Source organism: Antrihabitans cavernicola (genome assembly GCF_008297975.1).
Lineage (GTDB): Bacteria > Actinomycetota > Actinomycetes > Mycobacteriales > Mycobacteriaceae > Antrihabitans > Antrihabitans cavernicola.
The window spans coordinates 40,971-58,474 of sequence record NZ_VLNY01000004.1 but is presented as its reverse complement, the minus strand read 5'-3'; the positions used below and the strand labels follow the sequence as shown (position 1 = coordinate 58,474).

Genomic DNA, 17,504 nt, shown 5'->3' with positions numbered 1-17,504 from the left:
CACGCACTCGGATGGTTATTCGGAACCAACGCGATCAGGGATTGGATATTACCCGAAATGCCAGGTAGGGCGCTTTTTCCTTTATATTCGCGCCCGCGCCGACACCCTCGGACCGACGGGAGACCGCACGGTCGCGTACGGGCGACTAACCTGGGTTCGTGGAGTCGCCTACGAGCACGCAGTCAGCACGGCGTCCCGATCCCGCGCTCGAGCTCCAGGACGATCCACAAGAGCTGATGCCGCGACGTCGGCCGACGCAGGAACGCAGCAAGCGCAAGTTCGACGCGCTGCTGGGCGCATCCCGCGATCTGCTCACCGAGGTCGGTTTCGAGTCGTTCACCTGCGAAGAAGTGGCTTCGAGAGCCGAAGTTCCGATCGGGACCCTGTACCAATTCTTCGCTAACAAGTACGTGATCGTGTGCGAGCTGAATCGACAGGACCTCGTCGCGGTATCCCAGGAGCTCGACGAATTCAACGGCGAAATACCGTCGCTGGACTGGTTGCGCTCGATGAACAGGCTGGTCGATCACCTGGCAACCCTCTGGATTTCCGACCCTTCTCGGCGCGAAGTGTGGCTCGCAATGCAATCCACACCGTCAACACGCGCAACAGGAGCAATCCACGAGAAAGAATTTGCCGAAGTAATTTCGAGGATGCTCCGGCCGCTCACACCACGAACACCGCGTGATCGTCGCAAGATGATGGCCGAGGTGCTGGTGCACGTCGTCTATTCGATGCTGAACTTTTCCGTCCAAGACGGTCAGAGCCACGCCGATGCGGTCGCCGAACTCAAACGACTCATGGTCGCCTACCTACTGGTCGCCGAAAAGGACTCCCGAACCAAGTAGACACCCTTCCGCCGACATTTCATGAATGGCGGATTTATCGCACCTGAACGAGTGAACGGCACGTTCACGCGGTCAGATCGAACGAACGTGCCGTTCACTCAAAGTGAGACCCGATCGGCTCAGATTCGATCGGCTCAGTCTTGATCGACCGGTGCACCGTCTGCCGGATCTTCCAAAACGACGACTGCTGCTGCGGTGTCGCCGTCGTGAGTGAGCGACAGATGAATCTGCGCTCGCGGCAGGAAGTCCTTGGCCAGCCCGTGCAGCTTGATGCTCGGCCTACCCCAGGCATCGTTGACAACCTCGATCAGGAGATACGGGTTGTCGCCGACTTGCGGGCTGCGGGCGAAGCGAGACGACGCCCATGCCTTGAGCACCGCCTCCTTCGCCGCCCATCGCACCGCGTAGCTGCGCGCCGGGTCGGTGCCCTTGCTCGCGCAGTAGCGCCGCTCCCCCGGAGTGAAACTCTCCCGAAGCATGGTGGTGCCCGAAAGCTCCATCTGCTCCGCGAACTCCGAGACCGTCACCAAATCCATGCCGATTCCGAGAATGCTCACGCGCAGCCCGCCTTGTATGTGCCGTTGTCGCCGAGCCGTGCATCCTCTGCGAGCAGCACGTCTGCCTCGAGCGTGCGGATGGCAGCACTGCCGTTGCCTAGCCTGCGATCCGCCGGACGTTCGTAGAGCGGAGCCCCACCGCACATCGCCTGAGCCAACCGCTGCCGACCCGCGATCGTGCGTTCCTGTGCCCGCCGCTGGTACTCCTCACGCTCGTCCACCGGAAGAGCCTGCACGAATGCCTCCGGGTGCACCACGGCGATGAGACCGGATACGTGACCGAAGCCGAGGCTGGTCAACAAACCTGCCTTGAGCGGCAACTGCTCGCCGAAACGCAACGGTTCGCGCGCCCACACCAGGTGCGGGTAGTCCTGCATCTTCTCATCGACGCAATCGAGGCTGCGGTTCGGCGGGATGACGCCATGACTGAGCACCTGGCACAGCCCGATCAGCTGGAATGCCGCCGCGCCGCCCTTCGCGTGACCGGTCAGACTCTTCTGCGAGACGACGAACATCGGCGCACCGTCGGATCGGCCGATCGCCGACGCCAACCGCTCGTGCAACTCCGACTCGTTCGGATCGTTTGCCGCCGTGGATGTGTCGTGCTTGGAGATCACTGCGACCTCGTCGGCCGAAACACCCAAGCTGCGCAGCGATTTCGCCATTCGCGAGTTCGCGCCACCGCGGCCGGCTCCCAAGGCGCCGAGTCCCGGAGCCGGGATCGATGTATGCACGCCGTCACCGAAGGACTGTGCCCATGCCACTACGCCGAGCACCGGCAGCCCCATGGCCTGTGCGATGTCACCGCGAGCGAGCAGAATCGTTCCGCCACCCTGTGATTCGACGAATCCACCGCGACGACGATCGTTGGCTCGCGAGAACCGGTTGTCGCTGATGCCCTTGGCCGACATGGCCGCCGAGTCCGCTGTGGCCGACATGTCGCCGAAGCCGATGATGCCTTCGGCGCTCAGATCGTCGAAGCCGCCTGCGACTACCAATTCGGCCTTGCCGAGCTTGATCTTGTCGACGCCCTCTTCGACCGACACTGCAGCGGTTGCGCACGCCGCAACCGGATGCACCATCGCGCCGTAGCTACCCACATACGACTGGACCACGTGCGCCGCAACCACGTTCGGCAGTGCCTCCTGCAGAATGTCGTTCGCTCGAGCCTCGCCGAGCAGCGTGTCGATGTACAGCCCACGCATCGCTTCCATGCCGCCCATTCCGGTGCCCTGAGTGTTGGCCACCAAGCTCGGGTGTACCCAGCGCATCAGTTCTGACGGAGTGAAGCCGGAGCTGATGAACGCGTCGACGGTGGTGACGATGTTCCACAGCGCCACCCGGTCGACCGCGCCCGCCATGTCCGCCGAGATGCCCCAGCGAGTCGGATCGAAGCCGGTGGGAATCTGTCCACCGACCGTCCTGGTGAGCTTCATCTTGCGTGGCACACGAATCTCCGTGCCCGCCTTGCGAATCACCGTCCAGTCGCCACCGTCGCCCGGCGTGATCACCGTGTGCTCCGGATCGGCGGCCGCGAACGACCGGGCTTCGGCCTCACTGCGAACGACGAAGGTCAAGTCGTTGTCCAAGAACACCGACGTGAGCAGCGGAGCGGTGTTCTCCACCATCGCGCCGTCGTCCTCGTAGCGCCGGATACCGCACCTCGCCACCACAGCGTCGTGGTACTTGTCGGCAATCTCCGCCTCGGGAACCAGGTCACCGGACTCGATGTCGTACCAACCCGGCGTCGGATCGTTCTCCCACGCAACCAGGCCGGTGTTCCACGCCAGCTCCAGAACGCCTGCGGCGGAGAGCTTCTCGTCCACCTCCATCTCGAAGCGCGTGCGGGCCGAGCCGTAGGGTCCAAGCTCGCCTGCTCCGACGATCACCACCATGTCGGCGGGATCCACATCGACGTTGCCCCACTTCGGCGCAGCCGACTGCTGCAGCTGCGACGGCGCCGGGGGCAGAGCCGCGATGACGGCGTCGTCGTCCGTGTCCACCACATCGGCGGCGGTCGCGGCGGTCGATTGCTTTGCCAGCGCGGCCAAGTCGAGGTTCGCGTCGGCGAGACCACCGGTCAGGTCTGCTTCGACCGGCTTGGTCTCGGCGTCGCGACGTGTGCTCGGTGCGCACAGGCGCAGCAGTGCCGTCGCCATGTCGTCCGTCGACCACGTCGATACGCCTGCAGCCTCGACAGCATCGACCAGCGGGTCGTTGTGACCCATCAGGCCGGTGCCGCGCACCCACCCGATCAGGGCGTGCACCAACGTGACTCGCTCGGCCCAGGTACGTTCGGCACTCCACCGGGCGACGACCGCGTCCAAGGCGGCCTTGGCTTCGCCGTAGGCGCCGTCGCCACCGAACAGTCCGCGGTTGGGCGAACCGGGCAGCACCACGTGCAGACGACTGTCCACGTCGTGGTCCGAACCGATCTTCGACAGACCACCGATCAGGCGTTCCACCGACCACAGCAGCACGCGCATCTCCATCTCCGCACGTGCGCCTGCGTCGGCAAGGTCACCTGCGACGCGAGGGGCTGCGAAGGGGAACAGCAGAGTCGGCGTCATCGCCGCCTTGATCAGCATCTTGGCACCACCGGCGTTGTCCGTCTGGTCGTTGCCGATCCAGTCGATCAACGCGTCGACGTCGGTGTAGGACGCCATGTTGGCAGGCACCACCCAGAGTGCCGCGCCCACACGAGCGTTGTCCCGGTAGAGATCTCGGTAGAACCCGAGCCGGTCGTCGTCCAACCGCGAGGTCGTGACGATCACGGTGGCACCCTCGCCCAGCAGTCGACCCGCGATGGCTGCGGCGATCGAGCCCTTGCTCGCGCCGGTCACCACAGCGACGTCGGACGACTCCGACTCGACGCTCCGCAGAGCGGCATCGGCGATCTGGCCGTAGGCGGCGGTGAGAATCGCACGATCGGCAGCAGCCGCGCGTGCCTTCCACCACAGCGCTTGGGCGGCAACGTCTTTGCCGGCACCGAGAAAACCGCCTGCAGTGATCCCCGAGATGTCGCCGGCACCGATCCACAAGCGCGCCAGGTCTTCTCGAGCAGTGGCCCAGCGATCGTCGATCAGCACAGCACGTTTCGCATCGAAGGTCGGGGCGACGAGCCGCGGCCAGTCGCTGCCCAGCTCTGCCGACACCAGGTCGATCAGTTCGGCATCGGTCGACTTCTCCGGTGCAGAAACCTCGTCCACCAGTCCGAGCTGGTTCAGCACCAGCCGGGCCGCGGACGCAAGCACGCCGTCACGCCCGGTGATCTGGTCGGTGAACTCGCCGAGTGCGGCAGCGTCCACGGTGCCGCCGGAAGCTGCACCGGACGACGGCATCGTCACGGTGATGCCCCGTCGCGCGGCGACAGCAGCGATGCCGGCGTCGATCACGGCATCGACGGACGCGCCGTCGGTCAACGGACCGTCGATCAAGCCACCGAGGTCGCCGCCACGGACGCTGACACCTTCACGGGTTCCCAGAGCGACTTCCGCGAGCACGTGGTGCGCCCAGCCGTCGCCGAGCTCCCAGACCTTGCTCACCCGTTCGGCGATCGCAGCAGGCCTACGACCCGACGGGCCGAAGACCTTACGCAGGTGGTCGCCCGTCGATTCGGCGAGCACCGAGCCGAACGGCTTGTAGGTACGCGCCAGTTTCTCGACAGTGCCTGCCAGAGCAGCCATGTCGGCATCGGCAGCGCCGTCGATGGCACCGAGCGACAGCTCGGAACCGAGGTCGACCAGCAGCTGGTTACGCCGCGAGGACACCCCGTCACACAACGCTTCGATGGTGTCGACCGGTCCGATCTGGTCCGGCCGAAGCTTGGTCCACAGCGCGATCAGGGTCTTGGTCGCATCCGCGGCCGAGTACACGATGTCCTGCGGACGCGGACCACCACTCGGGGCGGCCGGCGCGGCCGGGGCGGGTGCCTCGGAAGGCGCAGGCGCAGCGGCAGTCTCGACCACCTCGACCGAGGCATCGTCTTCCACCGGATCAGCATCGACGTCGGTGGAGTACACCACCGCGGCGTCGCGCTCGATGTTGAGCACCTCGACAGGCGAGCCCGTGCGACCGGGCAGCTTCAACGTCTGCGTCGCCAGGTTCGCCACCGTCGGCATCGCACCGAGGCCGACCTCGACGAAACGCTCCACACCGAGACCGCCTGCCGCCTCGTCGGCGAACATCAGGTCCTGGGTCTCGATCCACCGAACCGGGCTGGCGAACTGCCAGGCCAGCAATTCGGTCAGAACCACGCGGCACAGGTCGTGCGGGCGTGCGGCCCAGTTGTCGAAGTCTGCCAACACATCCTGTAGCGGATCGGACGGCACCAAGTCCGCGATCTCCTGAACGAACTCGCGCTTCAGCGAGAAGGGCTTGGGCACCAGGTTCGGAATGTAGCGACCTTCGAGCACCTCGGGATGCAGGTCTCGCGGCAGCAGTTCGTCGAGTCGCTTGCGGAATTCCGGAACGCCCTTGCGCAGCACCGTGGAGTGGAACGGCACGTCGATGCCGGGAACCAGGATGAACGCGCGCTTGCCACCGAACTGGGCCCGGCGCGTGTCGATCTCGTCTTCCAGCGCTTCGAGTCCTTCGACGGTCCCGGCAATCGCGTACTGCGAGCCACGCAGGTTGAGGTTGACCACCTGCAGGAATTCACCGGTGCGCTCGCCGATCGCGGCGACGAAGCCCTCGACCTCGTCGTCCGGCAGCCCGATCTGCGAAGGCCGGATAGCGGCCATCCGATAGTTGCTGCGGCCCTTGCTGTCCCGGGGTACCAGCTGGTGCATGGCCGAGCCTCGCTGGAACACGACCTCGAGTACGGCTTCCAGCGGCAGCACGCCGGCGACGGCGGCCAACGCGTTGTACTCGCCGACCGAGTGTCCCGCCAGCAGGGCACCTTCTACGAAGGCACCCGACTCGCGCAGTTCCGCGATCTGGGCAACACCGAGGGTCGCCATGGCGACCTGGGTGAACTGCGTCAGGTGCAACACGCCATCGGGATGCCGATGCTCGACACCGCGCGCCTTCAGGTAGGTCGGATTGTCGCGCACCACAGCGAGAATGGAGAAGCCGAGGGCCGCGCGGGTGTGCTTGTCGGCGCGGTCCCAGATGTCCTTGGCGGCCTTGGACCTGGCACGAGCATCGAGGCCCATGCCCTGCCGCTGAATGCCCTGGCCGGGGAAGGCGTAGATGGTCTTCGGGACAGTCGTTCGACCCGACGCGACCATCACCATGTCACCGTCGACACGGCAGGACACCTCGACGATGTCCGCGCCGCCGTCGACGCCGGTGCGGTCGACGCGCACGTCGACAGTTGCGCCTGGGCGCACCATTCCGAGGAAACGCGCGGTCCACGAGGTGAGGCGGCGGGCAGGCACGGCCGCCCTGGGGTCGATGGCGGACACCGCATGCTGGGCGGCGGCCGAGAGCCACATCCCGTGCACGATCGGACTGCCGAGGCCGGCTAGCAACGCTGCGGCGTCGGACGTGTGGATCGGGTTGTGATCGCCGGACACCTGGGCGAACGCCCCCATGTCGCGCGGCGCGGTGATCTTCGTGTCGCGACGACGACGCCGTGGTGTATCGATGACCGAGCCGGACAGGGCACCACCGGCACGCGGCGGATCCGTCAGTTCACCCCGACCGGTGCGCCCGCGGATCGCGAAGCGCTCCACCAGCTTTGCGACGACCGGCGTTTGCAGCCCTTGCGCGAGATCGGTGACGCCGATCTCCACGTGCACCTCGACGACGCGGCCGAGGTCGGTGTCGTGCACCGAGTGCGACGACGCCTTGACCGTGAGGATGCTCGTTTCGGCGGGGAGTTCACCGACCAGCTGCACCTGGTGGTCAAGGTGGACCAGGTCCAACATGCCTTCGATAACCCTGCTGACACTTCCGTTGACCCCGGTGCGCGCAGCGCCCAGCACCGCGAACACCGCGGGCCAGCAGGCACCGACGACCACATCAGGGACGGTGTTGCCCACCGAGCTCAGGTTCTCCGGCATTGCTGATCCGGTCACACCCGCGTGATCGGCGACCATGTCCGGCGACCACGCGAGGTTGATGCGCGCGGTGTTGCCCTTGACGGTCGGCAGGTCCTGGCCGGCTGCCACGGAAAGCAGCGCCGCCATCGACAGGTCGGCGTCTTCTTCGGTCACCACCGGTGCGCCGCCGTCCCTGGTCGATGCGGGAACGGTGATCCGGATCCGTACGGCACTACGCGCCAAGGGAACCGACAGTTCGACGTGCGTGGCGTCGAGCTCGGTCAGCGTCGCGCCGGTCTTCGGGTGCACTGCATGCGAGTCGACGAGAATCCACTCGGATGCGTCGCCGAGGCGCTGCACCGGGTTCTGGGTCAGGCGCGAGGACCACGTGACATCGGGCGAGGCGAGCACGATGTCGATCGGTCCGTTTGAGATGCCGACGTGGCGACGGCTCGCCACGGCGAGCGGCTCCTGACCCGCACCGAGCAGAGAGTCCGTCGTTGCCTTTTCGAATCGGTCGAGCAGGTCGCCGACCGGCTCGTTCATGCGGGTGATGCCCGCTACCGCAACGGTTCCCGGAATGACGCAGACCTGATCGGCCGAGTAGCGCGGATCGTGTGCCTGCCACAGGGAATCGGAGCGCCACCAGCGGCGCACGTCGCCGTCGACGACGGGAACGAAGTTCACCGGCTTGCCCGGCGTCTTGCACAGGGTGACGAAGAACGAGACGTCGGCCGGGTGCAGCACAGTGGTGTCGGCATCCGGGTAGCGAGCCTTCAGCGCGCAGAGCGCGGCAATGGGGCGCTCGAGCGACTCGGGGTCGGCGAACAGAGTGGGGATCGGGCCCCGATCGAACGGGTGCAGCCGCGACTCGGTGCGCTGCAGCATCTCGGCGAAGCGATCACGCCACGTGATGTCCAGCCAGGGGGAATCGGCAACCGCCGCAATGACATCGCCGATGTCGGAACCGCAATCGAAGGCGTTGGGCGAGTCGATGCCGACAGCAACCTCGAGATAGCGCTCGAGCCACCGCGTGTAGGTCATGGTCTCGACGTCGCCGAAGTACGGCTTGGCCGTTCCGTCGAGCGCGGCGATGATCTCGTCGCGACGATCCGCAACGGCGTCCGCATCGCCCGCGACCTCGTCGAGCAGGCGGCCTGTGCGCGAGGCGGCATTGTCGATCTCGTGGATGTCGGCACCGAGCTGACTACGCCCGGAAGCCATGCCGCCCTCGGCAGTTCCCGCACCGACCCAGTCGGGGGTGCCTGGCGTGTCGACGAGGAGCCGCTTGACCTGCTCGGAGGTGGTCGCCTCCAGCGTGGCCATGGCGGCCGTGCCGACGAGGATGCCGTCGAGCGGCATCGCCGGGTAGCCGTAGACCGCCGACCAGGTACCGGTGAGGTACTCGGCTGCACGCTCCGGGGTACCGATGCCGCCACCGACGCAAACGATCACGTTCGGGTGGCTGCGCAACTCGGCGTAGGTGTCGATCAGCAGATCGTCGAGGTCCTCCCACGAGTGGTGACCGCCCGCACGTCCGCCTTCGATATGCATGATGACCGCGAAATCCGGTGCCTCGTTGGCGATCCGGATCACTGAACGAATCTGCGCGACCGTGCCGGGTTTGAACGCGATGTGGGTGATTCCCGCCTCGGACAGCTCGTGGATCAGCGCGACGGCCTCCTCGAGTTCCGGGATTCCCGCGGTGACGATGACGCCGTCGAACGGCGCTCCTGCCGCGCGCGCACGCTGGACGAGGCGCTTTCCACCGAGCTGCAGCTTCCACAGGTACGGATCGAGGAACAGCGAGTTGAACTGGACCGTGCGGCCCGGTTCCAACAGGGTGCGCAGTTCGGTGACGCGATCTTCGAAGATCTCTTCGGTCACCTGGCCACCGCCGGCCAGCTCGGCCCAGTGGCCTGCATTGGCTGCTGCAGCAACGATTTTCGCGTCGACCGTGGTCGGCGTCATGCCCGCGAGCAGGATCGGCGACCGTCCGGTGAGGCGGGTGAAGGCGGTTTCGACGACGACCCGACCGTCCGGCAAGGTGATCGTCTTCGGCGCGAACTGCGCCCAGGACGGCGTCACCTCGGGTGCGGCGCCCGGGGTGAGCAAGCTGCGCTGTCCGCTGCGCGTGGCCGCGGCAACGATGCCGACGCCGCTGCCCCGCAGGATGGACGCGGTCATGCGGCTGAGCTGATCGCCCGGGCCCAGGTCGAGGATCCAGGTTGCACCGGAATCGACAGCGTCCGAGACGGTTTGGACCCAGTCGAGCGGATCGACCAGGCAACCATGGGTCAGCGTGCGTGCTCGCTCGACATCGATACCGCACAGTGCGGCCCACTCCCCGACCAGCTCCACGGCGTCCGCGAGAGCGGGATGGTGGAAACCGACTTCCACTGCGAGCGGCTCGAAGACCGGCGCGAACACGGCTCCGCCACGCTTCTTGGCGTCACGTTCGCGGGCTTGCTCGGCGGCGATGCGATCGCAATGCTGCTCGACCAGCTCCAGCTGCGCGGGCGCACCCGACAGCACCACGCGACGGCGACCGTTGCGGATCGACAGCACGGCAGCCGTTGCGGGATCGCCGGCCGCGGCTACCTCTGCGACGATCGTCGCGAGTTGGTCCGAGTCGACGTTGGACACGGCCACCATCGGCGAGCGGTCGGCAACGGCGACGATTCCTCTGCGGCGGCCGATCAACGCAGCGGCGGCACCGATCAACTGTGCGACGGCGAGCAGTTCGGCGTCGTCGCGACCATCACTGTCGACAGCGGCCGCAGCGATGAGTCCCTGCGAGTGACCGATGACGGCGGTGGGTAGCTCGCTCACGGGGTCGAGGCCCTGCAGCTGCAGTGCGCGCACGGCGGCGAGCTGCGTGAGCAGCACCCCGGGGAACGAGACAGCAGCGGAGCGAAGGGCCGCTTCCGACGGTCCCGCGGACGCCTCGCCACGCTCTTCGTCGACGATGTCGTTTTCGAGCATCCACGCGATCGGATCGAATCCGACCGGTCGCACGACCAGAAGCTTCTGCTCTACCGGTGCGAGCAACGACGCCGCGATGTTGACCAGATCGGTGAGCTCGGGCTCCAGCGCGCTGTCACGGCTGATCTCCTCGAGCCCGGCAAGCCACGGCGAACCCTGACCGCCGAAGGCGATCGCGTACGGCTCGCCCGAGACGAACCTGTCGACCAGTGGGGCGCGGCTCGGCTTCGACAGCATCGACCCGTTGGGGGCTTGCCGTGCCGACGTCGCTCCTCGTCCTTTGCCGATGGGTGCGTTCTCGTCGATGGTCACAGTGAAGGTTCCTCTCGTGGGCACCTGGTGGGTGCGAGCGTTCGGCGGGGATGGTCGGGCCCGCGAATCAAGTCGGGGCAATCGACAGCGAACGTCCTCGTTCGGGCTTCACAAGAGTGACACAAGATCATGAGGGAACCCTCATGTTTCACTCTGCACGGCGGCGAATCGTGAATCGGTAACGGTGCGGCCGTACCAGAATTAACAAACTGGACGATTGTTCACCATCCATCGCCGCTGGCACCGGCGATGCTTGGACGACCGAGAACATGAGGATCCCTCAGATTGATCGTTACCAATTCGTTATATGCGAGTGTTGGTTACTCGTGGGTAGAAACATGCAGGTCACGGGATTGCATGACCTACGGGTTCGACGCGATGCCGGGCGTGACGACACCGGTATCGAACGCATAGACGATTGCCGCCGCCCGGTCTCGCAGCCCCAACTTGACGAAGATGTGGCCGACGTGACTCTTGACGGTCACCGACGAGATGCCGAGACGTCGCGCGATCTCGGCGTTGCTGAAGCCACGACCGAGCAGAAGCAGCACGTCTGCTTCCCGCGGCGTCAGGTCCTCGGCGTCGGCCTTCGGGGACACCGCGACCGGGGCCCGGCGATAGGTTGCCAAGACTCGAGCCGTGACCGCAGGGTCGAGACAGGAACCGCCCTCGGCGACGGTGCGGACGGCACGAATCAGTTCTTCGGCAGGCGAGTCCTTCAGAATGAAGCCGGCTGCGCCCGCTCGGAGTGCGCCGGAGAGCAACTCATCGTCGTCGAACGTGGTCAACACCAGAACCGGCGGCGGGTCGTCGGTTTCGCGGAGCCTGCGGGTCGCCTCGATGCCGTCGACATGCTTCATGCGCAGATCCATCACCACAACGTCGGGCGTGGAGTCGGCGACGGCGGCAACAACCTCGCGACCGTCGGCACATTCGCCTGCGATGACGAATCCGTCTTTGCGTCGCAGAATCCGACGCAACCCCGACCGCACCAGTTCTTGATCGTCGACCAGCAACACCGAAACGTCGTTCACGGCTGCCGCCGCAACAACTGCTGAAGACAACGCGAGGTGTTGGCGTCGGGTTCGAGCGGAATCGCAACGCGCACAACCCAATCGTCACCGTGGCGACCGGCCTGCGACGTACCGCCGAGGAGATTCGCACGCTCGCACATACCTTTGATGCCCGATCCTGTGCCCGGCTCCCGATGCCGAGGCGGGAGCGGATTACACACCGTCAGCGTCGCCACCTCCTCGTCGATCGCAACATCGATCCGCGCGCCCTGACCCGGCGCATGCTTCGCGACGTTGGAGAGCGATTCCTGGGCGGCGCGGAACAGGCCGAGTCCGATGACCGCGGACACTGCCTTCGGATCACCGACAAGCGCGTAATCGACCGACTGACCCGCGCGACGGAAATCCGCGACGAGATCGTCGATGTCGGCCAGATCGGGCTCGGGCGGCGCGGTAGCCGGGGCCGGATCCAGCAAGCCGACCGTGCGGCGAATGTCCGCCATCGCCTGTCTCCCGACCCGCTCGGCATCCCCCAGCGCATCGACCGCGTCGTCGACGTCTCGATCTTCTTCCAGTGCCCGCCGCGCGCCGGTGAGGTGCAACAACGTGATGCTCAGCGAATGCGCGACCACGTCGTGTACCTCCCGGGCAATGCGGCTGCGCTCGTCCGCCGCCGCTTTGAGCTCCCTCGCTGCATGTGAGGCTCGCTCCTCGTGCAGCAGACGTAGTTGTACCTGCATCATGTAGCCGACCACCCAGCCGAACCCGATGGCGACGATCCAGAACGGCGCCTGGCTCAGTCGCCCGTCGAGCGCAGGAACCACGAGCGTGACCAACGAGGCAGCCGCCGCGATCAGCGACACTCGCAGCGATGCGGTGGCACTCGCCACCGCGAGCCAGATGGCAAGGATCGCAGGCGAGAAGTCCGGGCTCACCGGCTCGAGAAGGAACAGCGAGGTTGCACAGATGGCGGTAAACGTCGACATCACGGCCGACGTCCGCCCGGTGAGTTGAAACCAGACGAGCGGCCACGCACAGAACGCCACTGCAAGGATCGTCCAGACCGCCAGCAGCTGCGAATATCGCTGCGCAACAGAGGCAACGACAGCCAACAGTATGCCGCCGTCACAAATGGCGAGGTAGCTGATCGGATAGCCGTACCCATGCGCCTCGAAGTGATCCCGCAGCCGCTCGAGGTAGCGGGCCATCGAAATCGATTCCGACACCTTCATCCACATCACCCTAGAGGGGAAATCCTGCCTGGTCATCGGACTCGGGGCGGTTGCCAACCTCCGCCTGCGGTAGGAGAGAAAGTCGCGACCATGGCACGGCGACGGCTTCCCGATCGCTTCGTAGTGTTTTCGACAGTACGAGCAACGGAGGCGACCTTGTCCTGGAACGAATTACATCAACGCAGAGACGTGCTGGAGACGATTCTCGAACGCGCCGAAACGGATCCGTCGAAGGCTTTCGACGCCCTCGATCTCAGCGAGGTCCACCGACTGTTCGGCGGTGTCGAGGGACTGCTGCTCGCGCTGCAGCATCGCTGGACTACGCACCTGAATGCCAAGCTCGATCAAGCGATGTACGACTGCAGCTCGCCGAACGAGGCGTGGGACGAACTGGTCGCCGAGCAGCCGGCGCTCAGGGCAGTGCTCGACGCGCATGCCTCGTTCAAAACCATTGCATGAATTCAGCATTCGAGAACTGGGGCGGTCATGATCGAACTGACGCAAGTAACTCGGCACTATCGTGTCGGCGGTCAGCAGGTGACCGCGCTGGACGGCATCAGCCTCGAAGTGGGGAGTGGGCTCTTCGTGTCGGTGGTCGGTCCCTCCGGTGCGGGCAAGAGCACGCTGTTGCATCTGCTCGGTGCACTCGACTCCCCCGATTCCGGCTCGATTCGTTTCGAGGGCGAGGAGATCGGCTCTCTCGACGACGAGCGGCAGTCGGCGTTTCGACGTCACAAGGTCGGGTTCATCTTTCAATTCTTCAACTTGCTGCCCACGCTCTCGGCATGGGAGAACGTGGCGGTTCCCACACTGCTCGACGGGGTTCGGCTGCGCACCGCCAAACCGGCGGCACTTGCGCTGCTGGACCTTGTCGGCCTCGGCAATCGCGCCGAGCACCGGCCGTCCGAGTTGTCCGGCGGCCAGATGCAGCGTGTTGCGATCGCGCGTGCGTTGATGATGGATCCGCCCCTGATTCTGGCTGACGAACCAACCGGCAATCTCGATTCGACGACGGGTGCTGCGATCATGGAGCTGTTGGGCGACATCGCACATGACACCGACGCGCGACGTTCGGCAATCATGGTGACGCACAACCTCGACGCCGCGCGAGCGACCGATCGGGTCATCACACTGCGCGACGGGCTCGTCGGATCGGACGAGTCGATCACCGCTCGTTCGCGAGTGCGGGCATGATCCCCGCCGCCCTCGACCGGCTGCGCATCTTCAACCTTCGCGAATTCGCCACACATCGCGCCCGCACCCTGATGTCCCTTGCGGTGGTTGCCGTTTCGGCCGCTCTGCTGGTGGCGGTACTCGGAATCACCGGCTCCATCACGGGATCCGTCGACCGCCTGACGACGGCGATCGGTGGAAATGCGGATCTCGAGGTCTCGGGGATCACCGATGGCGGCTTCGATCAGAGCCTGCTGGACAAGGTCGGCACCGTTTCGGGTGTCGACGCTGCGGTGCCGATGCTGCGGATGACCCTAGGATCGGCGACGAATCGAACTCTGTTGATCGGAACCGACCAGCGCGGGACGGCGCTGCACACTCCGATGCAGAACGCCGTCGCGCACGATGTGGGAGCACTGCTGAGTGTTCCGAACGGCGTTCTGGTCGGGACGGGTACCGGGCACGCGAAAGGTGATGTGTTCGAGCTGGGTTCGAAGTCCGTCACCGTCGCGGCGGTGGTGACGGGCGCCGATGCCGACACGGTGAACGGTGGACATTTCGTATTGGCACCGCTGACCCTGGCACAGCAGATCACCGATCGGGCCGGTCGACTCGATTCCGTCTTGCTGACAACGAAGCCCGGTGCCGATGTGACCACCGTGCGATCTGCGGTCAGCAACGCTGTGGCCGGTCGGGCAATTGTCGCCACACCCAGTTTTCGGGCCGCGCAGGCCGGTGCAGGGATCGCCGTTCTCCGCTACTCCACGTTGTTGGCCGCATCCGCCGCGCTTGTCGTGACCATGTTCCTGATCTACAACACGATGAGCATGGCTCTGAGTCAGCGCAGGCCGGCCATTTCGCTGCTCCGCGCGCTCGGCGGACAGCGACGCGCGATACTTCGAGACGTCCTCGCCGAAGCCGCGGTGCTCGGATTGCTCGGCAGCGCGGTCGGTGCCGCACTCGGAATTATGCTGGGGCGCTCGGCAATTCGGCAGCTTCCGGAAGCGATCGTCCAATCCGTCGATACCCGAACCGAATTCATACTTCCCGGCTATGCAGTACCGGCCGCGATGGCCGTCTGTGTCTGCGCTTGCGTTGCCGCAGCTGCACTTGCGGGTCAACAGGTGTACCGGGTCGCACCTATCGAAGCACTGGTCCCCGTGGCGGCATCGCGATCGGCGCTGCCGAGCAGATCGCTGCTGGCAATCGCGGCTGCCTGCGGCTTGATCTTGGCGGGCGGCGCAGTCGCCGTCGCGACGTCGGATCTCGGCAAGGCGTCCGTCGGGTCGATCGGGTTGTCGCTGCTCGCGGCGTTGGCCCTGTGCTTCGCTCTTACCGGGCCGATTATCGCCTTGGTGGCAGCGGCTGCCCGATTGTTCGGCGCACCAGGGACTCTCGCTGCGACGACCATCGAGCGTGCCCCGCGCCGCGTGTGGGCAACATTGATGACCGTCTTGATTGCGGTCACAGTGACGGTGACGATCAACAACTCCAACAACGACGTCATCGACTCCACCACCGACTCGTTCGCGGGCCTCGCCAAGACGGATATCTGGGTCAGTTCCACCAGCGCCGCGGTCTTTCCCACCTCGCCGATCCTGGCGGCCGACGTACTTCCCGCCGTTCGCTCCGCTCCCGGCGTATCGAAGGTGGTCGCGGGCCAAATGGCTTTTGCGACATTGGGATCCGACCGGGTGATGATCCAGGGGCTGCAGAGCGGTGCGAACGGACCCATCTACAGCTCGCTCGACCCGGCGGTCCGCGAGCGACTACGCGAGGGCACCGGCATCGTGTTGTCACGCGACGTCGCCAGGTCGCTCGGCGTTTCGACGGGCGGCGCTGTCGATCTACCCACACCCAACGGGAGCCAACACCTGACGGTGCTCGCCGTAGTTCCGTTCTTCGCAGCGATAAGCGGCACTGCAGCAATAGATTTCGATCGAATGCAGCAGTGGTTCGACAGGCCGGGTTCGACGGTGCTGCAGGTGATGGTTGCACCGGGTGCCGATGCCGCCCGCGTGCAAGCCGCGATCCGGGCCGCCGTGCCGGACAATGTATACGTCTTTTCCGGTAGCGAGGCCGTTGCAGGCGTGAGCGGGGCGATAGCGCAGGCCACCGCGTTGACCGGCGCCATCACATGGATCGTCGTCCTGGTTGCTGCGATCGCCCTGTTGAACACGTTGATGCTGTCGGTGCTCGAACGTCGCCGCGAACTCGGTGTGCTTCGGGCGATGGGTTCGAGTCGACGATTCGCGTTGCGCACGGTGCTCGCGGAAGCTGTGGCGATCGGTGTGATCGGCGCGGTGTTGGGGCTCGCGATCGGTGCTGCGACGCAGGTTCTCAACGCCCGAGCGATCACCGACGTCCTGAGCATCGACGTCGCCTACCACCCCCGGGTGCTGATGGTGGTGTTCGCGGGGGCAGCCCTGCTGCTGAGTCTGCTCGGGTCGATACCGCCGGCGATTCGTGCCGCACGGTTGAACGTCGTCGACGCCATCGGCACCGAGTAGTCGGATGGCAGAGTGAGCGCATGGACCCGACACGCTGGCTCTTGCAAGCCGCCTCCGATCGCGCGGTAATCACCCACCGAATCGACGGCATTCGGCGCAGTGTCCGCGGTGGGCCGGACCTGCGTGGCAGGCGCTGCTTGGTGACCGGCGGATCGTCGGGAATCGGGCGTGCTCTCGCCGTTCTGCTCGGTGAGCACGGCGCATCGGTGTTGGTGGTGGCCAGATCGCAGGACGAGCTGAAAGCGACGTGCGTCGAAGTCGAGAAGGCCGGTGGAACAGCACAGTTCGCTACCTGCGATCTCTCGGACTCGACGGACGTCGCCCGATTGGTACGCCATCTCCACGACATCGACTGGATCCCCGACGTACTGGTCAACAACGCCGGGCATTCCATCCGCCGCCGAGCAGCAGACGCCGTGCACCGATTCCACGACTACGAGCGAACTGCACGACTGAATTATCTTGCACCCGTGGAACTGACGTTGGCGTTGCTCCCGGCGATGATCGAACGGAAGTCCGGTCACATCATCAACGTCGGCACGTGGGGCGTTCCCGCAGGCACGATGCCCAGATTCACCGCCTATCACGCATCGAAAGCCGCACTCACCGCGTTCGGTCGCAGCCTCGATGCCGAATTGGCATCGACCGGCGTGTGTGTCACGACCGTTCACTACCCACTCGTGCGCACACCCATGATCGCCCCGACCGAGGACTACGCGGCAATGCCCGCGCTGACTCCCGAGGTGGCCGCCGAATGGATCCTGCACGCGATCGAGACCAGACCGAGCACAGTCGAACCGATCTTCGCGCGCTACACCCAGCTGCTGTCCATGATTGCTCCGCGCAAGATGAACGCCATAGCGTTGTCCATCGGAATCTGAGAGGAC

9 protein-coding genes are annotated in these 17,504 nt (G+C 65.6%); 5 read left to right on the top strand and 4 right to left on the bottom strand.

Annotated features, from left to right (window positions below; translation table 11 throughout):
- Window positions 1-236 precede the first annotated feature (236 nt).
- Entirely contained in the window at window positions 237-848 is a 612-nt protein-coding gene (locus FOY51_RS10070) for a TetR/AcrR family transcriptional regulator (RefSeq protein WP_235916267.1), read from the top strand.
- A 134-nt stretch (window positions 849-982) separates the two neighbouring features.
- On the opposite strand, the gene acpS is transcribed toward FOY51_RS10070, so the two are convergent.
- The 4 genes from acpS to FOY51_RS10050 form a co-directional block, all read right to left on the bottom strand.
- The gene (gene acpS, locus FOY51_RS10065; RefSeq protein ID WP_149430110.1) at window positions 983-1,405 is read right to left on the bottom strand and encodes a holo-ACP synthase AcpS; all 423 of its coding nucleotides are present in this window, start codon (window positions 1,403-1,405) and stop codon (window positions 983-985) included.
- Window positions 1,402-10,689, bottom strand: a complete 9,288-nt coding sequence (locus tag FOY51_RS10060) for a type I polyketide synthase (RefSeq protein ID WP_149430109.1) — start codon at window positions 10,687-10,689, stop codon at window positions 1,402-1,404. The genes acpS and FOY51_RS10060 overlap by 4 nt, the downstream gene beginning before the upstream one ends.
- 362 nt (window positions 10,690-11,051) lie before the next feature.
- A complete protein-coding gene (locus FOY51_RS10055) occupies window positions 11,052-11,708 on the bottom strand; it encodes a response regulator (RefSeq protein WP_149430421.1) in 657 nt (218 codons plus the stop codon).
- Between the two features lie 11 nt (window positions 11,709-11,719).
- The gene (locus tag FOY51_RS10050) at window positions 11,720-12,934 is read right to left on the bottom strand and encodes a sensor histidine kinase (RefSeq protein WP_187776265.1); all 1,215 of its coding nucleotides are present in this window, start codon (window positions 12,932-12,934) and stop codon (window positions 11,720-11,722) included.
- Window positions 12,935-13,090: 156 nt separating this feature from the next.
- On the opposite strand from FOY51_RS10050, the gene FOY51_RS10045 reads away from it, so the two are divergent.
- Genes FOY51_RS10045 through FOY51_RS10030 form a run of 4 tightly spaced genes read left to right on the top strand, consistent with a single transcriptional unit; the run spans window position 13,091 to window position 17,498 of the window.
- Window positions 13,091-13,393, top strand: a complete 303-nt coding sequence (locus FOY51_RS10045; RefSeq protein WP_149430107.1) for a hypothetical protein — start codon at window positions 13,091-13,093, stop codon at window positions 13,391-13,393.
- Between the two features lie 27 nt (window positions 13,394-13,420).
- A complete protein-coding gene (locus FOY51_RS10040; RefSeq protein WP_149430106.1) occupies window positions 13,421-14,128 on the top strand; it encodes an ABC transporter ATP-binding protein in 708 nt (235 codons plus the stop codon).
- Window positions 14,125-16,617, top strand: coding sequence for an FtsX-like permease family protein (locus tag FOY51_RS10035; RefSeq protein ID WP_149430105.1), 2,493 nt, complete (start codon window positions 14,125-14,127; stop codon window positions 16,615-16,617). Before FOY51_RS10040 ends, FOY51_RS10035 begins: the two co-directional genes overlap by 4 nt.
- Window positions 16,618-16,637: 20 nt before the next feature.
- On the top strand, window positions 16,638-17,498 hold the full coding sequence (locus tag FOY51_RS10030; protein WP_149430104.1) for an SDR family NAD(P)-dependent oxidoreductase: 861 nt from the start codon (window positions 16,638-16,640) through the stop codon (window positions 17,496-17,498).
- Window positions 17,499-17,504 lie beyond the last annotated feature (6 nt).